The organism is Bifidobacterium pluvialisilvae (assembly GCF_019331695.1).
Classification (GTDB): domain Bacteria; phylum Actinomycetota; class Actinomycetes; order Actinomycetales; family Bifidobacteriaceae; genus Galliscardovia; species Galliscardovia pluvialisilvae.
This window is the reverse complement of sequence record NZ_JAHBBI010000002.1, coordinates 103,371-124,094: the sequence shown is the minus strand read 5'-3', so window position 1 is coordinate 124,094 and position 20,724 is coordinate 103,371. Positions and strand designations below refer to the sequence as shown.

The following is a 20,724-nucleotide window of genomic DNA, read 5'->3' as shown; positions in this document are numbered from 1 at the left end:
GAACCGTTCTACGCCACTGTACGACATCCCGACGTCATCGACCCCATGATAAACAACTGAGGGGGAGCCAGCCACATGGGTGTGACTGGCTCCCCCTCAGTTTCGCGACGGTTCTGATTTTCCTAACGAAAATCAGAACTCCCTGTGACGAACAGTCCAGTGGACTGTTCGTGGCAGCGAATCCGCCAAGGATTCGCGTCGCGAAATACTGTGTTCTAGTCGAAGACTAGAACTCCCTGTGCTCACGGTAGAACTTGATGAGCGCCTGGGTGGAGGCGTCCTGGGCGGCGAGGGCGTCGTCGTCCTTGGAGATGGCCGGGGTGATCTGCTTGGCGAGCTGCTTGCCGAGCTCGACGCCCCACTGGTCGTAGGAGTCCACGCCCCACACGGTGCCCTCGACGAGGGTGATGTGCTCATACAGGGCGATGAGCTCACCGAGCGAGAACGGGGTCAGGGCCACGCCGAGGATGGACGTGGTCGGACGGTTGCCCTTGAACACGCGGGCGGGAACGATCTCCTCCGGGGTGCCTTCGGCACGGACCTCGTCGGCGGTCTTGCCGAACGCGAGCGCCTTGGTCTGGGCGAGGTAGTTGCCGAGGAACAGCTCGTGCACGTCCTGGTCGCCATCCTTCACCGGGTTCGGGGTGTTGGCGAAGGCGATGAAGTCGGCGGGGATGAGCTGCGTGCCCTGGTGGATGAGCTGGTAGAAGGCGTGCTGGCCGTTGGTGCCGGGCTCGCCCCAGAAGATCTCGCCGGTGTCGGTGGTCACCGGGGTGCCGTCCCAGCGCACGGACTTGCCGTTGGATTCCATGGTGAGCTGCTGCAGGTAGGCCGGGAAGCGGTGCAGGTACTGGTCGTACGGCAGCACGGCGTGCGAGGCGGCCTTGAAGAAGTTGCGGTACCACACGTTGATGAGGCCCATGAGCGCGACGACGTTCTTCTCGAACGGCGTGTTGGCGAAGTATTCGTCGATCTCGTGGAAGCCGTGCAGGAACTCCTCGAACTGCGCCGGTCCGTAGACCACGGCGAGCGAGGTGCCGACGGCGGAGTCCACGGAGTAGCGGCCGCCGACCCAGTTCCAGAAGCCGAAGGCGTTCTCCGGGTCGATGCCGAACTCCTCGACCTTCTCCAGGTTGGTGGAGACGGCCACGAAGTGCTTCTTGATGGCTTCGGCCTTCTGGGCCTCGTCGCCGTCGGAGATGGCGCCGGAGGCGGTGAGCTCCTCGAGCAGCCAGGTGCGGGCCTCGCGGGCGTTGGTGAGGGTCTCGAGCGTGGTGAAGGTCTTGGAGACGATGATGAACAGGGTGGTCTCCGGGTCGAGGCCCTTGGTCTTCTCGGCGAGGTCGTTGGGGTCGATGTTGGAGATGTAGCGGGCGGAGATGCCGGCGTCGGCGTAGGGCTTGAGGGCCTCGTACGCCATGACGGGACCAAGGTCGGAGCCGCCGATGCCGATGTTGACGACGGTCTCGATCTTGCGGCCGGTGATGCCGGTCCACTTGCCGGAACGCACGTCGTCGGCGAAGGCGTAGATCTTCTTGAGGGTGTCACGCACGTCCTTGACGACGTCCTGGCCGTCGACGATGTACTTGCCTTCGTCCTCGACCGGGCGGCGCAGCGCGGTGTGCAGCACGGCGCGGTCCTCGGTGTTGTTGATGTGCACGCCGGTGTACTGCTGCTTGATGCGCTCGTCGAGCTTGACTTCCTTGGCGAGATTGACCAGCAGGCGCAGCGTTTCGTCGGTGACGAGGTTCTTGGAAAGGTCGAAGTGCAGGTCACCGGCCTCGAAGCTCAGCTTCTTCACGCGGTCAGCGTCTTCGGCGAACCACTTCTTGAGGCTGATGCCCTCGGCCTGGAGTTCATCGTAATGCTTCTGCAGCGCGGCCCATGCGGGAGTGGCGGTCGCGTCGATGGGAGGATTAATGGCCATGTGAGGTCCTTTCATCACTATGGAATGGTTCATGAGAACCGTCCTGTTCCACTTCCAAGATACTGTGCTTGACGGACAGCGAAAAACGCACATAAATGTTGTCATTTGTGCGTTAGAACGTGCAATAAATACGATTTATCGACGCCATACGCCCGCAACGCGCCGTTCATGTTCTGTTCAGTGCGAATTGGGGAAATCCGGCGACGTGCTACAGGATGGCGTCGCGCCCATGGGCGGCGAGCGCCGCGACCATGCGCTTGACCTCCTGGCTGCGGGCGCGCGGCGCGACGAGCAGCGCGTCGGGCGTGTCCACGACCACGAGGTCGTCCGCGCCAAGCAGGGCGATGACGCGCCCCTCCCCGCCGGCCGGCGCGACGACGTTGCCGGCCGAGTCGAGGCACACCACACGGTCGCCGTCGCCGATGATCTTGTTGTTGTACCGGTCCGCGCTGGGGATGAGCGCGGCCACGGAGTTGAAGTCGCCGATGTCGTCCCATCCGAATCCGCCGGGCACCATGGCCACGCCACCTTCGGCCGCCAGCGGTTCGGCGACGGCGTAGTCGAAGGCGATTTTCTCCACGCCGGGCCAGAGCCGTTCCATCATCGACGCGCGGCGGTCGTCGTCGGCGTCCCATGCGTCGGCGATGGCGGTCACGGTCTCGTGGATCCGCGGCTTGAGCCGCGCAAGCGTGTCGAGCAGCACGCCGGCGCGCATCACGAACATGCCGGCGTTCCAGCGGTATTCACCGGTCATGAGGTATCCCTGCGCGGTGGCGGCATCGGGCTTCTCCACGAATGCGCGCACCATCCGGACATCGGGTGCGCCGGGCGTGTCGGCGGCCAGCGATCTTCCCTGCCTGATGTATCCGAACGCGGTGGAGGGGCGTGTGGCCGCGATGCCGATGGTGGTCACGTATCCGGCGCGCGCCGCGGCGGCCGCCTGCGCCACGCATTCGCGGAACGCCTCGTCGTCGCGGATCACATGGTCCGCGGCGAACGATCCGACCACCACGTCGCGGCCGTGGCGCTTCGCCAGGATCGCGGTCGCCAGGGCGATGGCGGCCGTGGAGTCGCGTCCCACCGGTTCGGCGAACAGGTTGCGCGCGTCGAGTCCGGGCAGTTGCGCACGGACCGCATCCGCGTGCGCCACGCCGGTCATCACCGCCACGTGGTCCCCGCCGGCGATTGCGGAGAGCCGGTCGAACGTGGCCTGGATCATCGTGCGCCCCGAGCCGAGGAAGTCGTACAGGAACTTGGGCCGGGCGCCGCGGCTCAGCGGCCACAGGCGCGAGCCGACGCCGCCCGCCGGAATCAGCGCATAGAAATCTTGGAATCGCTCATCGGTCTGCTGCATGGTCCTATTCTCACACGGTCCGCGCGGAATTCGACGCCTCCCGCACGGCGGGAACGGCAATTCGCATCTTCTGGGGCCCGAAAACGCGATATCGGAAGTATCGGCGTTGCCATTGCAACGTCGATATCGCGAATACACCCCGTCACACCCCCAGAACTCGCAGTTTGCTGCCGCACCGAGGATTTTCCCACCCGACCGATGCCCCTCCACCGCACGCCACGCCATGCACCTGATTGATTTGCACAATCGAAAATCATGCAGTATGCTAATCTACTTGTGTGCGCATTGCTGCTGCAATGCTCCACGGATTGCCACTTTAGCTCAGTCGGTAGAGCGGCTCACTCGTAATGAGCAGGTCGACAGTTCGATTCTGTCAAGTGGCTCCATGAAAACCCTAGGTCCCGGCCTAGGGTTTTTGTTTCCCCGCGCCCGCCCACCCGTGAGCCGTCGCCGGGGTTCGCGCGAGTGGCGGAATTGGTAGACGCGCAGGATTTAGGTTCCTGTGTCTTTGACGTGTGGGTTCAAGTCCCATCTCGCGCACCATGCATCCTCCCGAACCAACGTGGCTTCCTGCTTATCGCGGCCGCGTCGCGTCCGGGAGGATTTTTCGCATCCGCGCCCGGTACGGGAGCCGGAGGCATCAGAGAGAAAGAACCAGAGGATTCGGGAGAGACGACCATGTCGGGACTGATTCATCCTATTGCCCTGCTCGCCATCGTTTTCGTCGGCTATGGGTTCAAGCGCGCGCACATCTTCGGTGAGAAGGACTACCGCATCCTGCAGCGCATCGTGTTCAACCTCACGCTGCCGGCGGCGATCATCGTGTCGTTCCTCACGAACCCGCATGACCCCAAGCTGCTGTGGATCTCGCTGTTCGGCCTGGCGTGCGGGCTCTTCCCCACGCCGATCCTGTATTTCCTCAGCCGGCACAAGCCGGTGAACGAGCGCGCGTTCCTCATGCTCAACGGCGCGGGGTTCAACATCGGCAACTTCTGCTTCCCCGTCATGCAGTCCATGCTCGGCTCCGCGTCCCTGGTCACCGGCGCCATGTTCGACATGGGCAACTGCGTGGTGGTGGCCGCCGGCAACAACCTGCTCACGCAGCGGCTGCTGCATATCGACCCCGACAGGCCGCTGAGCGAGCAGAACCATGGCGACATGACCGTCACGCGCCTGCCCCGCATCAAGCCGAAGGACCGGGACGCCCGGCGTCTCGCCCGGCACGCCACGATCCGCGGCATCGCGAAGAGCTTCCTCACGTCGGTGCCGTTCGACACCTATCTGCTCATGATCGTGCTGATGTTCACCGGCGTGAAGCTGCCCGGCTTCGTGGTGGACGTCCTCAGCCCGGTGGGCGACGCCAACGGCTTCTGCTCGATGCTCATGGTCGGCATGCTCATGGACTTCCCGAACGACCGCAGGGAGGTCGCGCAGGCCTTGCGCGTGGTGGCCTGCCGCATCCCGTTCGCGGTCCTGTTCGGACTGGTCACGTGGTTCCTGCTGCCGTATGACGCCCCCACGCGCAAGGCCATCATCATGCTGTGCATGGCGCCGACCGCCGTGTTCGCCACCCTCTTCTCCGACCGTGTGCTCGGCAACGCGAAGATGGCCGGCTTCTGCCTTTCCGTCACGGCGGTGATGGGCATGGTCGCCATGACCGCCGCGAACTATCTGATTCCCGCCTGAGCGCCCCGGTCCCCGCAGCCGCCTCCGATTCCCGCAGCCGCAGCCGACGCCGTCAGTCGATGAGGGCGCGGCGGATGCTGCGCGTCAGCGCCTTGATGGCCTTGGATCGATGCGAGATGGCGTTCTTCTCCTCGGCCGTCATCTCGGCGCTGGTCAGCGGCATACCGCCTTCGCCGGAGCGTGCCGGCTGGTCGTCGGGCACGAAGATCGGGTCGTAGCCGAAGCCGTGCTCGCCGCGCGGCGCTCGGATGATCACGCCACGCATGTCGCCGAGCTCCACGTTCTCGTTGTGGATGCTGTACGGCGCCCCGTCCTGTCCCTCCTCGGGCGTGACGAATGCGGCGGCGCAGCGGAAGCGCGCGGTGCGGTTGCGGTCGGGGATGTCGGCGATCTGGGCGAGCAGCAGCTCGTAGTTGGCCACATCGTCGCCGTGACGGCCGCACCAACGCGCCGAAAGGATGCCGGGCGCCGCGCCCAGCACGTCGACGATCAGCCCGGAGTCGTCGGCAATGGCCGGCAGACCGGTGCGGCGAACCACGTCGCGCGCCTTGAGCAGCGCGTTCTGTTCGAAGCTCACGCCGTCCTCCACCGGGTCGGGCAGCCCGAGCTGTCCGGCGGTCACGAGCTCGATGCGGTCGGCGTCGGCCCCCAGGTCCTCGGTGAGGATGCGGCGAATCTCCACCAGCTTGCCTTCGTTATGGGTGGCGACCACCAGCTTGATCGTAGTGCTCATTGCAGTAACCTCTCTGAAACCGTGAAAACCGTACGGATCCGGACGGGCCACGTTGCGATCGCGGCGCGATGCCTCCATGCCGCCTTCATGCCGCCCGGTCCTTCCCCACAATATATGGGAAACCCCGTACGTCCCGCCGATCGTTGCCGCCGTTGCCGCCATCGTCATGATGCATAGGTGGCGCAACGGCCCGTCCGACGGCCCGCACGGGGCTTGGCCCGAACCCGGCTCAGTCCTCTTCCCCGGCTCAGTCCTCGTTCAGGGCCTTGCGCTGCAATGCCTGCAGCTCCTTGTTGCCCTTCTCGGCCAGGTCGAGCAGCTCGCCGAGTTCCACGCGCGTGAACGGACGGTGCTCCGCGGTGCCCTGGATTTCGATGAACGCGCCGGCGCCGGTCATGGCCACGTTCATGTCGGTCATGGCCTGGCTGTCCTCCACGTATGGCAGGTCGAGCATCGGCTTGCCGTCGATCACGCCCACGGACACGGCCGACACCTGGTCCTTGAGCACCTGACGGTTGGCGCGCAGCACCTTGTGCTCCTTGGCCCATGCCACCGCGTCGGCGAGCGCCACGTAGGCGCCGGTGATGGATGCGGTGCGCGTGCCGCCGTCGGCCTGCAGCACGTCGCAGTCGAGCTGGATCTGGTTTTCGCCGAGCGCCTTCATGTCGACGACGCCGCGCAGGCAGCGGCCGATGAGGCGGCTGATCTCGTGGGTGCGTCCGCCGATCTTGCCGCGCACGGATTCGCGGTCGGTGCGTTCGGATGTGGCGCGCGGCAGCATGGCGTATTCGGCGGTCACCCAGCCGAGTCCGGAGTCCTTGCGCCAGCGCGGCACGCCCTGGGTGAACGTGGCGGTGCACATCACGCGCGTGTTGCCGCATTCGATGAGCACGGAGCCTTCGGGCGCGTCGGTCCAGTGTCGGGTGATCTTCACCGGACGCAGTTCGTCCACCGCGCGCCCGTCGGGGCGAATCGTCTGGTCGACGTCGAGCATGTCTTTGATCTGCACCATGGTGTCCTCCAAAAACACGACGGTCGTTCGTCCACGGCCGTTTCGCCGGCGACGCCTTGTGTCGGTCGCGTCGTCGACCGGCCGTCCATACCGGCGTGGATATGGTTCCCGTGGCCGTCGTATATGTTGTGATATTGCGGATTTTTCGCTGTCTTGACCGTATCCGCCTTAGCCGACAAAACCATGGTGCCGATGAGGCGACGACCATTGTACGGAACGTCCGCCGCCTGCCGGCGCCCGACGTTCATCGTGGCCAATACACTGGGTGTCATGAGATTTTTGGCCGCGATTTTCCGATTTGCCACGTCGGCCTGCTGTTTCGCCGGCACGTATGAGATCTGGCATCTGCATGAGTTCGCCTCCTTGACGTATTTCACGTTCCAGACGGTGCTGCTGCTTGGCGTCGTGATGCTGTGGGCGGGGGCGGCCACGCTGCTCAAGGGCATCGAACCGCCGGTGTGGCTCAAGGGGTGTCTGACGCTGTATATCGTGGTGGCGGGTCTGACGGCCGCGTTCATCCTGCCGGCGCCCGACCCGGCGACGCCGCGCGTGTTCGGTCTGATGACGGTCACGTATGCGCATATCATCGTGCCGATCGCCGCGTTCGTCGATTTTCTTGTGTTCGACGAACATAGGAAATTCCAGTGGCCGTATTGTCTGACGTGGCTCATCTATATTCCGGTCTATGTGATGGGAGTGCTGATCCGTGCGGCCGTCTGGCCGCATTCGGGACCGTTGAAGGACGGCACGCCGTATCCGTATGATTTTCTCAATCTGCCGAAGATCGGGTGGACGCAGCTGGGCATCAACGTGGGCGAGGGGCTGGCCGCGTTCCTGGTGCTGGGCCTGGTGATGGTCGCCCTCGACCGTGCGTTGCCGGCGAAGCTCGTCAAATAGCGTTCCCGTTTGGTCGTGGACGGCCTACAATCGCATACAACAGAAATCATATTCCGATATTTCGTGAACCAAAGAAGGACGATATGGCAAACACCGATTATTCCTCCGCCATGCTGACCGACATGTACGAGTACACCATGCTGGACGCCGCCATGCAGGATGGCACCGCGGACCGTCACTGCGTCTTCGAGGTGTTCACCCGTCATCTGCCGGCGGGACGTCGGTACGGCATCGTGGCCGGTCTGGGACGCATCGTGGAACTGCTCAAGGATTTCCGTCCGAGCGAATCCGATCTCAGGTTCCTGCGCGACCGTCATGTGGTGAGCGAGAAGACGGCGAAGTGGCTGGAGGATTTCTCGTTCTCGGGCACGATCCGCGCCTACCGTGAGGGCGAGGCGTTCTTCGCGAACTCGCCGATCCTCGAGGTCGAGGGCACGTTCGCGGAGTGCACGCTGCTGGAGACGCTGGTGTTGTCGGTGCTGAACTATGATTCGGCCATCGCTTCGGCGGCGTCGCGCATGACGTCGGCCGCCGGCAACCGTCCGTGCATGGACATGGGCGGCCGGCGCGCGAACGAGGGCGCTGCCGTGGCGGCGGCGCGTGCGGCCATCGTCGGCGGATTCGCGGGCACGGCGAACCTGGCGGCGGCGAAGAAGTACGACCTGCTGTGCATCGGCACGGCCGCGCACGCGTTCACGCTGCTCCATGACAACGAGCGCGACGCCTTCGTCTCGCAGGTCAACGCGCTTGGTCCGGGAACCACGCTGCTCACCGACACCTACAACATCGAGAAGGCCATCACCACGGCCGTGGAGGTCGCGGGCCCCGAGCTCGGCGGCATCCGCATCGACTCCGGCGACCTGGCGTCGCTGGCGCAGAAGGCCCGCAAGCAGCTCGACTCGCTGGGCGCCACGAACACGAAGATCACCGTGACCAACGACCTCGACGAATACGCGCTGGCCGCACTGCAGACCGCTCCCGTGGACTCGTACGGCGTGGGCACCATGCTCGTGACCGGCTCCGGCCATTCCACGTGCGCGATGGTGTACAAGCTGGTGGAACGCGAGGGCGCGGACGGCGAAATGCATCCGGTGGCCAAGAAGTCGTTCGGCAAGAGCACCGATGGCTGGCGCAAGCGTGCGCTGCGCTGCTACCAGTATGGTCTGGCGCAGGGCGAGCTCGTGCTGTGCGGCTCGGCCGACAAGCTCGCCTCCTGGCAGGCCCCGGTCGAGTACGGCGACACGAAGGACCTGCTCATCACCGCCGTGGACCACGGCGACATCGACGAGTCGCTGGCCAGCAAGGAGGCGCTGCTTGCGGCCCGCGACTATCACAGGAAGGCGTTGGACGAGCTGCCGGTGACGGCCCTCTCGCTGAGCAACGGCGAGCAGGCCATCCCCACCGAGGTCCTCACCCTCGAGTGATGCCCCTGACCCCGTCGGCGGGAGCGGGAAGCGAACGTCGCGTGGATATGGAATCGGCCTTTGGCCGATGCTGTGTTCTCGGCGACCTTGCGGTCGCGTTCTCTCCCTCAGTCTCGCTGACGCTCGACAGCTCCCTCGTCAGAGGGAGCCAGTGCCCTTTGGGCCTCCCTCTGACGAGGGAGGTGGCACGGCGAAGCCGTGACGGAGGGAGAGACCGCGGACGTCAGTCCGCTAAAAAACACCGCATCGGCCAAAGGCCGATTCCGAGTCCGCTCTACGCCCGAATCGTCAGCGCATTTCGTCGTAGATGCGCTTGCAGTCGGGACATACCGGATAGTCGGAGGGGTTGCGCTTCGGCACCCAGACCTTGCCGCACAGGGCCACCACGGGGCGGCCGGTCAGACGCGACTCGGCCATGCGCTCCTTGGAGACGTAGTGGGCGAACCGGTCGGCGTCGCCGTCATCGGTCTTCTGACCCTCGGTCTTGGTCTCGGGGCGTTCCAGCACCGCGGTGCCGCTGCCCGTGTCCGGGGTCGACAACGGGGATACGGCGTCGTCGACGAATGCCATACGAGAATCCATACGGACGGCGCCGGTCGTCGGCGTCGTCCCATCATTCATGATTGCGGTCATGGTTCCTGCCTCGCTCTTCGATCGTGCGATCCAGTCGCATACAACTGTCATACCAATGATAGAAGGCCGTATATTCCATATATTTCGCATGTCGCGAAACGACGCGTACACCACGGACCGCGTGCCGGGACACATCACGGCACCACGCGGAAACGCTCCAACGGGCGCGGTAGTCTGGAATCCATGACTATAGCTGTATGCCCCGGCTCTTTCGACCCCGTGACCTCCGGACACATCGACGTCATCGAACGCTGCGCGCACCTGTTCGACCAGGTCCATGTGGTCGTCGCGGTCAACGCCGCGAAGAGCCCCCTGTTCACCGAAGAGCAACGAGTACGCATGATCCGGGAGGTACTGAACGAGGACGGATTCCCCGACATCGTCGTCACCAGCACCGACGGCCTCATCACCGACTACTGCGCCAAGGTCGGCGCGGAGGCAATCGTCAAGGGACTTCGCCAGAATGGCGATTATGAGGCGGAACTAGGCATGGCCCTGGTCAACAAGCAGCTGGGCGGCGTGGAGACGATGTTCCTGCCGGCCAACCCCCTCAAGGAGCATATCTCCAGCTCGATCGTCAAGGACGTGGCCCGCCATGGCGGCACGATCGACGGATTGGTGCCGGGATATGTCGCACCGCTGCTGATCGAGGCCCTGCGCAACGAAAAGAGATAATCATGGATGACGCCAAGGATTACACGAACGACGCCGACGACACCGGCGAGGCCGAGGTATCCAACCGCACGGATATCCACGGATTCGACAGCACCGAGACCACATACACGCCGGCACAGCCGTCCGACGTGACGACGACGCACAGCGCCGTACGCCGGCCGCTGCCGAGCATCTTCTCCTCGCCGATCGCCACGCGGCCGCGCACGGCCTCCCATGCCGCGCCCGCCGCGGACACCGACACGGGCACGGGGGCGGTTCCCGCGCAGTCGGCCGCCGCCCCGTTCCCGTCAGCGGAGCCGGCCCCGCTGACGGGAACGAACGCCACGGCCGACGTCCGGCCGGCGGACACCGAGGCCGCGTCATACGCCTACGACCTGGACGATTCGACGAACGCCAACGAACCCAAGCAGGCGGTCGCCCCCAGCGTGCAGAACTTCCAGCGCATGCTCATGGAGGACGATGACGACGACGTCGACCTGACCACGAAGAACCAGTTCACCACCGTCTACGACCTGCTCGACCAGCTGGAGGGCCTCATCGAGGACTCGAAGACCAGCTTCTTCGACAGCACCCAGGTCCGCGTGGACCGCGAGGAGGTCACCACGCTCATCAACGAGCTCAAATCCAAGCTGCCCGTGCAGCTGGAACGCGCCTCCGCACTCATGCGCGAATCGGAACGCCGTCTGGAGAACGCCCAGTCGCAGGCCAGCGCCATCGTGGCGTCGGCGAACAGCCGCGCCGCCACCATCATCCGCGAGGCCAACGACCAGGCCCGGTTCCTCGCCGGGCAGGAGAACGTGGTGGCGCTCGCCACCGAACGCGCCCGCACCATCCTCGACAAGGCACAGGCCAAGGCCGACAAGCTCACGCAGGGCGCGGACAACTACTCCGCCGCCGTGCTCACCGAGCTGAGCGACCAGCTGGCCAAGGCGCAGAACGGCGTGCACAACGGTCTGGCGGTGCTGGCCGAACGTCAGCGCAAGGCCGCCGAGGACCTGCCGCACCTCTCGGCGGACGACTATCCGCAGCAGTGACCGGCCGACGTCGAACAACACCGGCATCGAACAACACAGACGACATCGGACAACATCGACAGAAAGCATGACGAATACGATGAACGACAACCATCCCGAATCCTCGCCGTGGGCGATCCCCGTGGCGCAGGTCGCCACCCGCCCGGGCCAGAGCAAGGCCATCGACCACGACTTCCCCGCCCCCGACGGCATCGGCGACGAGGTCATCGGCATCCGGGAGGGCGCCGACGTCCATGTGGACGGCTCCTTCGACTCCATCGTCGACGGGCTGATCTTCAACGGCGCGGTCACGGCGCCCGTCACCGCGGAATGCTCCCGCTGCCTCAAGCCGCTGAGCGCGCGGCACACCATCCACGTGACGGCGTTCTTCCCCTATGCGCCCGACGCGCATGAGCAGCGCCGCGGCAAGGGGCGGAACGACGAGGAGGTCGACATCATCGCCGGCGAGGAGGAATCCGACGACTTCTACCCGCTGGCCGGCAACAACACCTTCGCCGACATCGAGGCCCTGCTGCGCGACAACCTCGTCGAATCGCTGCCTCTCAAGCCGCTGTGCCGGCCCGACTGCAAGGGCCTGTGCCCGCAGTGCGGCATCGACCTCAACGAGGAGCCCGACCATCGCCACGAGGTCGCCGACATCCGCTGGTCGGCGCTCGAAGGACTGAAAGCCAAGCTTGAGGCCGAGCAGGGCGGCGATGCCGACGGCCATGACGCCGAATAGCCGTCGGGACAGCCGGATTCCGGCCATGGTCTTCGATGGTTCGCCCACGAAAGATGACAAAGTCACCAAAGTGCGCTAAAATACCGAAGGCTTAAGCTCAATAAGAAATTCGATCGAAACAGAGGGTCCGAAATGGCACTGCCCAAGTATAAGACTTCGCGCGCGAACACCCATTCGCGTCGCGCCAACTGGAAGACTTCCGCTGCCGCTACGGTGGCCTGCCCGAACTGCGGCGAGCGCACGCTCCCGCACATGGCTTGCCCCAGCTGCGGTTCGTTCCGCGGCCGCGTGTACGGCTCCGCCGTGAAGTCCAAGTTCGCCAAGTGATTGGCCGCCGGATGATTCCGGCGTCACGCTGGCAAGCGGTTTAAACAACGACCTCGCCATCGACGGGTGGCGAGGTCGTTTTGTATTTCATTGCTTATTTCATTGTTCATCGGGCATGGCGAGAATTAGACTGAAAGACATTATGACGAAGAAGAACGCTGCACACATCGACAAGAACGCCGCTCGTACCACCGGACTCGACACCGACGCCGCAATCAAATCCGATACCGTGGCCTACGACACGACCAGCGACTACCGTCCCGGCGACGCCACCGCCAGACTGCTCAACGCCATCGGCGCCACGATCAGCCCCGACCTGCTCATCCGCGCGCTCACCCACCGTTCATACGCCCATGAACACGAGGGCATGCCGCATTACGAACGTCTCGAATTCCTCGGCGACGCCGTTCTGGAGCTCGTCACCACGGAGACGCTGTTCTTCAACCACCCCGACTTTTCCGAGGGCCAGATGGCCAGGATCCGCGCCAAGACCGTCTCCGAGGAGTCGCTGGCCGAGATCGCGCGCACGAAGCTGCATCTCGGACCGTACCTCCTGCTCGGCCGCGGCGAGGCCGACGACAACGGCGCCGACAAGGATTCCATCCTGTGCGACGTCGTGGAGTCGCTGATCGGCGCCGTGTTCGTGGAGCATGGCATCGACGTGGCTCGCACGGTGGTGCATGGGCTCATCGACGGCGAACTGGCGAAGTACACGCAGGCCGGGCCGGCACTCGACTGGAAGACGTCGCTGACCGTCAAGGCCCACAAGATGGGGCTGCCCGAACCGGTGTACCGCATGGAGGTCGGCGGCCCCGAATACCGTCTGGAGTTCACCGCGCACGTGCTGCTCGGCGACGGCGGCAGGGAATTGGCCTCCGCCACCGGGTCGTCGAAGCGCAAGGCACAGCTCGCCGCCGCCGAACGCGCCTGGCATGTGCTGGACGAGAAACCGGCCAAGGCCCACGCCAAATGAGCCGATTGGCCGGCGGACCGTCGGCCGGACGACACCAGCGCCTAGACTGTAGCGCATAGCGTCGCCGCTGCCGTCACAAGCGTGCAGCGGCAGGCCTCCCGCCGTGTCCGCGATTCGGAGCACCTCTCCCCCCCACGGCACGTCTGCGGGATATCCTGTTTCCGTTTACGTAATTATGGCGTGCCACGCCCATGCGGCCGCCAAAGGATGAGAGGAAGCCATGGCATTGCCCACACCTCTGCAGGCATTCAGTGCAGTACCCAAAGGCCCCGTCGAGAAGCTGTCGGCGGACAAGCGCATCGTCAACGGGGAGAAGATGACCGGCGCGCAGGCAGTGGTTCGCGCGTTGGAGGACCTTGGTGTCGAGGACGTCTTCGGCCTTCCCGGCGGCGCGATCCTGCCTGTGTACGACGCCATCAACGACGAGACGAAGTTCCGTTTCGTGCTGGTGCGCCATGAGCAGGCGGCCGGTCATGCGGCCGAGGGCTACGCCGTGGCCACGGGCAAGGTGGGCGTCTGCATCGTGACGTCCGGCCCGGGCGCCACGAACGTGGTGACCGCCATCGCCGACGCGAACATGGACTCCATCCCCATGGTCGTCATCACCGGCCAGGTGGGCGTGAACGCCATCGGCACCGACGCCTTCCAGGAGGCCGATATCGTCGGCATCACCTACCCGGTCGTCAAGCATTCGTATCTTGTCACCAGCGCGCAGGACATCCCGCGCGTGCTCACCGAGGCGTACCATATCGCCCGCACCGGCCGCCCCGGTCCCGTAGTCGTCGACCTGACCAAGACCGCGCAGACGGAGGAGCTCTTCTATTCGTGGCCGCAGCGCATGATCCTGCCCGGCTACAATCCCACGACGAAGGCCCACGGCCGCGTGCTCTCCAACGCCGCCAAGCTGTTCGGCCAGTCGTACCGTCCGGTGCTGTACGTCGGCGGCGGCGCGGTGCGTTCCGACGCCGGCGAGCAGGTGAAGCGCCTGTCCGACGTGACCGGCGCGCCCATCGTCACCACGCTTCCGGCCCGCGGCATCGTGCCCGAATCCGATCCGGCCGTGCTCGGCATGCTGGGCATGCACGGCACGATCGCCGCCACGGGCGCCGTGCAGCAGTGCGATCTGCTCGTCTCGATCGGTGCGCGCTTCGACGACCGCGTGACCGGCTCGCTGCCCGACTTCGCTCCGGCGGCCCGCGTCATCCACATCGACATCGATCCGGCCGAGATCGGCAAGAACCGCCAGGTCGATGTGCCGATCGTCGGCGACGTGTCCACCGTGCTCGACGACCTCATCCCCGAGATCGAACGCTACCAGGCCATCAACGGCAAGCCCGACCTCGAAGCTTGGTGGGACACCGTCAACGACCTGCGCGAGAAGTACCCGATGCAGTACGACGAATCCCCCGATGGCACGCTCGCCCCGCAGTGGGTGGTCGAGGAATTGAGCCGCCAGGCCTCTCCGGACACCATCTGGGTCTCCGGTGTGGGGCAGCATCAGATGTGGGCCGCCCAGTTCATCGACTTCCACAAGCCGCATTCGTGGATCTCCTCCGGCGGCCTCGGCACCATGGGCTTCGGCCTGCCCGCCGCGCTCGGTGCCCAGGTCGGCTCCGACCGTGACTTCGACGGCAAGAAGCCGGTGTGGCTCATCGACGGTGACGGCAGCTTCCAGATGACGAGCGAGGAACTCGCCGCCTTGTTCTTCAACCATCTGCCGGTGAAGATCGCCATCCTCAACAACTCCGTGTACGGCATGGTCCGCCAGTGGCAGACGCTGTTCTACAAGAACCACTACTCGGCCACCAACCTCATGGACGGCGAGGCCAGGCAGGGCGACGTCATCGGCGAGGGCGCGGACGAGATCATGGACGTCCCCGACTTCGTCAAGCTCGCCGAGGCATACGGCTGCATCGGTATGCGCGCGTTCACCAAGGAGCAGGCCGAGGAGGCCATCAGGAAGGCCAACGAGATCAACGACCGCCCGGTGCTCATCGATTTCCGCGTGTGGAAGGACGCCATGGTGTGGCCGATGGTCGCCGCCGGCGCCTCGAACAGCGACGTGACGTACAAGCCCGGCGTCCAGCCGCTCAAGGGCATTCAGGACTGATAGGGAAGGAAACGTAGAATCATGGCAAACTATCCCGCTTCGCAGCCCGGCTCCCAGCGTCACACGCTTTCCGTGCTGGTGGAGAACCGCCCCGGCGTGCTGGCCCGCATCTCCGGCCTGTTCGCCCGCCGCGCGTTCAACATCAACTCACTGTCCGTCTCCCCCACCGAACGCCCGGACATCTCCCGCGTGACGGTGACGGCCGACGTCGACCAGATCCCGCTCGAGCAGATCATCAAGCAGCTGAACAAGCTGCTCCACGTGCTCAAGATCGTGGACCTCGACTCCGCGAACACGGTGAACCGCGAGCTCGTGCTCGTCAAGGTGGCCGCCGACGCGAAGACCCGTTCCGACGTGCTGGAGATCGTGCAGACGTTCCGCGTGCGCGTGGTCGACATGCATCCCGAATCGCTGGTCATCGAGGCCACCGGCTCCGGCGAGAAGCTCGACTCGCTGCTGGCCCTGCTTGACGACTACGGCATCATCGAACTCGTGCGTTCCGGTTCCGTGGCGCTGACCCGCGGCCCGCGCGCGCTGAGCGAGAAGGTCGTCGGCTCCGAAATCAAGGGCCGCTGAATCCCATCGGCACGGCGAATCGACGAATCGGCTTCTTGCCGTGCCGACGGATATTTCCTTGCAACCAGGCTCCTCTCAACTCCGAGAGGAGCCTTTTTTGATGGCTTGTACCGCAAATCATTATCATGATTCAAATTTGAATTCGAATCATGATGCTTTATAATCGTCAAGAGCACATAAAGGAGCATCTCATGACTTCGATTCTGGATAATCTTGTTCCCGTCAGCGAATTCAGCCACGGCGGAGCCAGCCGCGCATTCAACCGTGTCGGGGATGGCAACCCCGTCGTCGTCATGAAGAACAACAAGCCTTCGGCCGTCATCATCTCGCCCGATGACTATCGACGCTTCACTGAGGCCGAAGAAAATTTCGCCCTCTATCTCGAAGCGCAGGAACGCCTCAAGAACGATGACGGTACCCTGCTTTCCAGCGAGGAAGTATTTGGCAAGAACTACAAGCCCGCCGATGACGGATACGAGCCGGAGTTCGAGTGATGCAATGGGATGTCAAATACACCAAAGCCGCGAAGAAAGACATCAAATCACTGCATGAGCCGATCATCGGGCACGTCTTCAAGGCAATCGAGAAGGTCTCGGCCAATCCCCTGCCAGTCACCGAAGGCGGCTATGGCAAACCACCTGGCAACAAGCGTGGCAACAACCTCACTGGACTTATGAAGGTCAAACTTCGCGGCGATGGCATCCGCATCGTATATAAGCTCGAACGGAGCGAACATACGATGCGCATCATCATCGTCAGCGTCCGCGACGACTACACCGTTTACAACGAAGCAGCGAAAAGGATTGCCAACAGTTAGGATTGACAGCGAGGAAACGGCAGCCAAAAAAACAGACGACGATACGGTAATTCCCCGCGAATTGGGCCGAGCTCTTATACAAAGCCCCGCTCGTCCATGATGTCCGATGGACGGGAATGCGGTTTTACGTCAATGCGTCACAGTCCATCATCGAATGACAACCCGGTCCACAGAAACCGCATGATTCCAACGTTTAGATAATCGCCCCGACGTTTTTATGATGGACTACGTCGCAAAATCGTCGAAATGCAGGCCGTTCCACTGATATCGGTCCCATTCTGATGGACCGGACCGCATTTTTGCGTAAATGCAGTCCGGTCCATCGTCTAGCGTTCATCCAGCTCAAAGAAACCGCATGATTCCAACGTTCTTACAATCGACTCGGCGATTTTCCGATGGACTACGCCGCAAAATCGCGGAAACGCGGCCCGCTCCATCAGATAATGACGAATCGTGATGGATTACTCCGCAATTCAGCCGTTTTGCCGAGTAATCCATCATGCGACGCCGGACGCGGCATCACTCGGATTCCGACGACCCGCGACGCTTCAACGCCGAGAACGCGGTGCCGACGAGCAGCAGCGCGGCCGAAACCACGGCGACCGCGGCGATTGCCGTGCCGGTCTTCGCCAATGTACCGTTCTGTTCGGCGACCGGCGTCTTGCCCTGCGAATCGGCCAGCCACTGCTGCTCCGCCGTACGGTTCGCGGCCGCAGACCCGTTGCCGCCGGTCGTCGTGCTTCCGGCGCCCGACCCCGAACCCGAACCGTTCGTCGAACCGCTACCAGCCGTCGTACCGATCTTCACCCACTGCGCCGTGTACGTGGCGTCGGCCCGCACCGGCAGGAACCGATTGAACCGCGTGCCGTCGGCCGCATACCAGCCCTTGAGCACGGTGCCGCTCGGCGCCTTGGGCGAGGGGATGTCACTGCTGAGCAGCCACAGGCCCTTGAGCACCGTCACGGATTTCGTATGCTTGGCGCCGGCCCCATCCGTCCAGTTGAACGTGACGGTCGCATGGATGCTGTTGTCGGTCGATGAACCGCCCGTGGTCGCCAAATCGGCCACGAGATGCATGGTCCAACCTTCCGTATTGCCTGCGCCGGCGAAGTCCGCCGCGTATTTCGTGCCGGTCAGTTCGTCGGTCCAGCCGGTGATCTTGTATCCCAACGGCACAAGGGCGCTGATGGCGCCCTGTTTGGCCGCGTAGGCTTCCGCGAGCGGCGTGCCGGTTTTCGCGTTCTCGGTGACGAACAGCGTGCCGACGGAGAACATGACCACCGTCGTCGTGGGCTGCACGTCGGTCATGGCGAAGAACGTGGTGTCGTGTTCGGCCGTGCCGGCGTCGGAAAGATCGGCCTTGTAGGTCTTCAACGCGGAACGCCATCCGGTGATGTGCAGGTTGGCCGGCAACTGCGCCTCGATGTCGCCCTGCTTGGCCACGTAGACGTCCGCATAGGAGGAGCCGCGGTCGACGGTCGTCGTGACGATGGCATGCAGCGTGCCGGGGAGGATGAACCGCACCTGCACCTGCTGCGTATTGGCGTTCGGCAGTTCCGGCAGCTGTCCGGCGAGGATGGCGGTGAACGTCACGGACGTCTCCCCGCTGAGTTTCGCGCCAAGCAGGTCGGAGGAATAGACCCTGCCCTCGGACGACCGCCAGCCCACGATGACCGAGCCCTTCGGCACGGCGAGCTGCGTGTCGTCCGACACGGTCACGTCGACGGAGCCGGTGTAGGTCACGGTTTTCGTCACGGTCTTGCCGTCGACCGTGAACGTCACCGTGGTCGTCGTCTGCCTGGATGCCTCGACGCCGCTGCCGGCCGCGCCGTTATCGGTGTCGCCGGCCGCGTGGTCGCCGCTGTTCGTGGCGCCGTTCGCGTCGCCATTATCACCGGTCGTCGCGTCATCGGATGTGGTGTTGTTCGACGTCGTGGCCGTGGTGTCCGATGCGGTACCGTCCGTATGTGCGGACTCCGCGGACCCTGTGCAGGACGTCGTGCATGCCGTCCCATCCGATGCCGTCGATCCGTCGGCGGCCAGTGCGGCGGAAGCCGGTATGAACGACGCCAGTCCGACCATCACCGCCACGGCCATGCCGATCAGTCGCGAACCCCGTTTTCCGCTCATCATCTTCGCCTCGCAGTCTCATCTCCGTCGGCAATCGACGCCGGCGATTCCCTTTTCCTGCATTATCGCTCTCCCCGCCCGACGACATCCAGCCGTATGCCCGAAGGGCGGAATATCGTTACGATTACATGACAAAGGAAGGGTTGATATGGCGAATGAAACGACAGATGACGACGATGTGATGGATACGACGACGCACGACGACACCGCGGCGAACGACCTGTCGTCCGATGCCGATGCCATCACGTCCTCGCCCGATGCGGAGGACGAGGACGAACGGACCAGCTCCCAGGCCGTCCGCCAGCTCAGCGTCGTCGCCGTGGTGTTGGGCGTCGCCGCGATAATCCTCTGCTTCGTGCCGCACGTGTCGCTGATGATCGCGCTTGGCGTGGCGATCGCCGCCACCGTCATCGGCCTCGTCAACTGCCTCTCCTCCACCGTGCTCCACGATTCACACACGCGCATTGTCGCCGCCGCCGGCACGTTGGCCGGCGCCGTGGCTATCCTCATCACGCTATTCCTCTGACCCGGATTCGTCGGAGGCGGTGTGTCTTCGGCGCATCGCTCAGCTCGACGTACCTTCGTACGCCTTCGCATCGCGCTGCACCGAATCCACACGCGTCCTACGACGAATCAGCCATGGAGCGTCATCGGTACGGCAGCCAACGCCCTCGACTCGATTCGGCCGCAATGCGTGCGGCATCGGTCCGATGGAAGGCGAAGGCGTACAAAGGTACGTCGAGTCTTCCAACGGGCCGATGACGCTCCATTGCGGCCGAATCGGCTAGATGCCGGAGCCGGCGTTGATACCCCTCGTCGCCCCCGCCATGGGTGCGAGGAGCACGCGGCCGCTGCCGCGGTAGACGTTGACGAGGCCTTCGCCGCTGACGGCCGATCCGATGAGGCTTTTGGTGGAGCGTTCGACGGTGAATTGGAGGCCGTTGGTCCATGCGATGGCGAAGTTGCCGTCGACTTTGAGTTCGTCGTTGTGGAGGTCGATGGTGATGAGTTCGGAGTAGGGCACGGGTGATTCGAGGGCGACGACGCCTGCGCCGGAGAGTCCGAGGTTGAAGAGTCCTTCGCCGCCGGCGACCATGGCGCTGGGTCGGGAGACCATGATGGCCTGATGCTGGATCTGGGATTCGCAGGCGTAGAAGAGTCCGTCGTTGACGACCATGCTGCCGCCCATGTCGCGTGCGGGGTTGATGAGGAGGATGTGGCGGTAGGTGGGTTCGAGGACGACGACGCCGCTGCCGACGTATTCGGGTTTGATGGCGGATTCCTTGGTGACGGCGCCGCGGGCCATTTTACCGATGAGGTCGCCGACGCCTTTGACGCCGGTGGTGGCTTCGACGTGGCCGGCGGTCCATTGCATGGCGCCGGCTTGGAGGGTGACGCCGACGCGGCCGTCGAGGTTGCAGACGACCTGGCGGCGTCGAACGTTCATTTCGGAGGCGAAGTAGGCGCTGATGGCGTCGCCGTATCCGACGGAAAGGTCGCGTTTCCATTCGACGACTTGGAAGATGCCTTGCTGGGCGACGATATCGACGTCGTCGTTGTCGGTGAAGTTGTAGATTCTCATACGGTTCCTTTCCGTGGGATCCCTTCGCGTCCAGCTTACGGCATCGTCCGTGCCGGGAGGGAGAGCCCATGGCATGGCGTATATGGGGGTCGTTGTTTTCGGGTGGTGCATGG

The 20,724-nt window shown here is 64.2% G+C and carries 20 protein-coding genes and 2 tRNA genes; 15 read left to right on the top strand and 7 right to left on the bottom strand.

From position 1 onward, the window contains the following. Nucleotides 1-226 precede the first annotated feature (226 nt). Nucleotides 227-1,927, bottom strand: coding sequence for a glucose-6-phosphate isomerase (pgi, locus tag KIH77_RS02005; RefSeq protein ID WP_219099419.1), 1,701 nt, complete (start codon nt 1,925-1,927; stop codon nt 227-229). A 208-nt stretch (nt 1,928-2,135) separates the two neighbouring features. Further along, nucleotides 2,136-3,281 carry a mannose-1-phosphate guanylyltransferase gene (locus tag KIH77_RS02000; protein ID WP_219099418.1) on the bottom strand — a complete coding sequence of 382 codons (1,146 nt, stop codon included), beginning with the start codon at nt 3,279-3,281 and terminating at the stop codon, nt 2,136-2,138. Nucleotides 3,282-3,591: 310 nt separating this feature from the next. Between KIH77_RS02000 and KIH77_RS01995 the strand changes: the two genes are divergently transcribed. The 3 genes from KIH77_RS01995 to KIH77_RS01985 all read left to right on the top strand — a co-directional run bounded on the left by KIH77_RS01995 (nt 3,592) and on the right by KIH77_RS01985 (nt 4,967). After that, nucleotides 3,592-3,667: transfer RNA gene (locus KIH77_RS01995), tRNA-Thr, on the top strand. A 73-nt stretch (nt 3,668-3,740) separates the two neighbouring features. Continuing rightward, nucleotides 3,741-3,824 (top strand) — tRNA-Leu (locus KIH77_RS01990). 135 nt (nt 3,825-3,959) lie between these two features. Continuing rightward, entirely contained in the window at nt 3,960-4,967 is a 1,008-nt protein-coding gene (locus tag KIH77_RS01985; protein ID WP_219099417.1) for an AEC family transporter, read from the top strand. A 52-nt stretch (nt 4,968-5,019) separates the two neighbouring features. Here the strand turns inward: KIH77_RS01985 and rdgB are convergent, their stop codons facing one another. Both rdgB and rph read right to left on the bottom strand, forming a co-directional pair. Further along, the gene (rdgB, locus tag KIH77_RS01980) at nt 5,020-5,688 is read right to left on the bottom strand and encodes an RdgB/HAM1 family non-canonical purine NTP pyrophosphatase (RefSeq protein WP_219099561.1); all 669 of its coding nucleotides are present in this window, start codon (nt 5,686-5,688) and stop codon (nt 5,020-5,022) included. A 259-nt stretch (nt 5,689-5,947) separates the two neighbouring features. After that, a complete protein-coding gene (gene rph / locus KIH77_RS01975; protein ID WP_219099416.1) occupies nt 5,948-6,712 on the bottom strand; it encodes a ribonuclease PH in 765 nt (254 codons plus the stop codon). Nucleotides 6,713-6,982: 270 nt separating this feature from the next. On the opposite strand from rph, the gene KIH77_RS01970 reads away from it, so the two are divergent. After that, nucleotides 6,983-7,609 carry a Pr6Pr family membrane protein gene (locus KIH77_RS01970; RefSeq protein WP_219099415.1) on the top strand — a complete coding sequence of 209 codons (627 nt, stop codon included), beginning with the start codon at nt 6,983-6,985 and terminating at the stop codon, nt 7,607-7,609. An 83-nt stretch (nt 7,610-7,692) separates the two neighbouring features. Continuing rightward, on the top strand, nt 7,693-9,033 hold the full coding sequence (locus KIH77_RS01965) for a nicotinate phosphoribosyltransferase (protein ID WP_219099414.1): 1,341 nt from the start codon (nt 7,693-7,695) through the stop codon (nt 9,031-9,033). A gap of 288 nt (nt 9,034-9,321) precedes the next feature. Here KIH77_RS01965 and KIH77_RS01960 read toward each other — a convergent pair whose 3' ends face one another. Continuing rightward, a complete protein-coding gene (locus KIH77_RS01960; RefSeq protein WP_219099413.1) occupies nt 9,322-9,603 on the bottom strand; it encodes a DUF3039 domain-containing protein in 282 nt (93 codons plus the stop codon). 246 nt (nt 9,604-9,849) lie between these two features. Here KIH77_RS01960 and coaD point away from each other — a divergent pair, with 246 nt between their 5' ends. The 9 genes from coaD to KIH77_RS01915 all read left to right on the top strand — a co-directional run bounded on the left by coaD (nt 9,850) and on the right by KIH77_RS01915 (nt 16,899). Further along, nucleotides 9,850-10,341 (top strand): pantetheine-phosphate adenylyltransferase, encoded by a 492-nt coding sequence (gene coaD, locus KIH77_RS01955; protein WP_219099412.1) that lies wholly within the window; start codon nt 9,850-9,852, stop codon nt 10,339-10,341. A gap of 2 nt (nt 10,342-10,343) precedes the next feature. Further along, nucleotides 10,344-11,375: an ATP synthase subunit B family protein gene (locus KIH77_RS01950; RefSeq protein ID WP_219099411.1), complete on the top strand. Its 1,032-nt coding sequence runs from the start codon at nt 10,344-10,346 to the stop codon at nt 11,373-11,375. A gap of 67 nt (nt 11,376-11,442) precedes the next feature. Beyond that, nucleotides 11,443-12,096 carry a YceD family protein gene (locus KIH77_RS01945; RefSeq protein WP_236024392.1) on the top strand — a complete coding sequence of 218 codons (654 nt, stop codon included), beginning with the start codon at nt 11,443-11,445 and terminating at the stop codon, nt 12,094-12,096. 132 nt (nt 12,097-12,228) lie between these two features. Further along, nucleotides 12,229-12,423: a 50S ribosomal protein L32 gene (rpmF, locus tag KIH77_RS01940; protein ID WP_109137152.1), complete on the top strand. Its 195-nt coding sequence runs from the start codon at nt 12,229-12,231 to the stop codon at nt 12,421-12,423. Nucleotides 12,424-12,565: 142 nt separating this feature from the next. Further along, nucleotides 12,566-13,396 carry a ribonuclease III gene (rnc, locus tag KIH77_RS01935; protein WP_219099410.1) on the top strand — a complete coding sequence of 277 codons (831 nt, stop codon included), beginning with the start codon at nt 12,566-12,568 and terminating at the stop codon, nt 13,394-13,396. Nucleotides 13,397-13,616: 220 nt separating this feature from the next. Then, nucleotides 13,617-15,506, top strand: coding sequence for an acetolactate synthase large subunit (locus KIH77_RS01930; protein WP_219099409.1), 1,890 nt, complete (start codon nt 13,617-13,619; stop codon nt 15,504-15,506). Between the two features lie 21 nt (nt 15,507-15,527). Next, a complete protein-coding gene (ilvN, locus tag KIH77_RS01925; RefSeq protein ID WP_100510172.1) occupies nt 15,528-16,082 on the top strand; it encodes an acetolactate synthase small subunit in 555 nt (184 codons plus the stop codon). A 191-nt stretch (nt 16,083-16,273) separates the two neighbouring features. After that, entirely contained in the window at nt 16,274-16,576 is a 303-nt protein-coding gene (locus KIH77_RS01920) for a type II toxin-antitoxin system Phd/YefM family antitoxin (protein ID WP_219099408.1), read from the top strand. Next, nucleotides 16,576-16,899, top strand: a complete 324-nt coding sequence (locus KIH77_RS01915) for a type II toxin-antitoxin system RelE family toxin (RefSeq protein WP_236024410.1) — start codon at nt 16,576-16,578, stop codon at nt 16,897-16,899. The genes KIH77_RS01920 and KIH77_RS01915 overlap by 1 nt, the downstream gene beginning before the upstream one ends. Before the next feature lie 519 nt (nt 16,900-17,418). Here KIH77_RS01915 and KIH77_RS01910 read toward each other — a convergent pair. Further along, on the bottom strand, nt 17,419-19,029 hold the full coding sequence (locus tag KIH77_RS01910) for a hypothetical protein (RefSeq protein ID WP_219099406.1): 1,611 nt from the start codon (nt 19,027-19,029) through the stop codon (nt 17,419-17,421). 148 nt (nt 19,030-19,177) lie between these two features. On the opposite strand from KIH77_RS01910, the gene KIH77_RS01905 reads away from it, so the two are divergent. After that, nucleotides 19,178-19,555 (top strand): hypothetical protein, encoded by a 378-nt coding sequence (locus KIH77_RS01905; RefSeq protein ID WP_219099405.1) that lies wholly within the window; start codon nt 19,178-19,180, stop codon nt 19,553-19,555. A 258-nt stretch (nt 19,556-19,813) separates the two neighbouring features. On the opposite strand, the gene KIH77_RS01900 is transcribed toward KIH77_RS01905, so the two are convergent. After that, nucleotides 19,814-20,611 carry an AIM24 family protein gene (locus KIH77_RS01900; protein ID WP_219099404.1) on the bottom strand — a complete coding sequence of 266 codons (798 nt, stop codon included), beginning with the start codon at nt 20,609-20,611 and terminating at the stop codon, nt 19,814-19,816. Nucleotides 20,612-20,724: the final 113 nt, after the last annotated feature.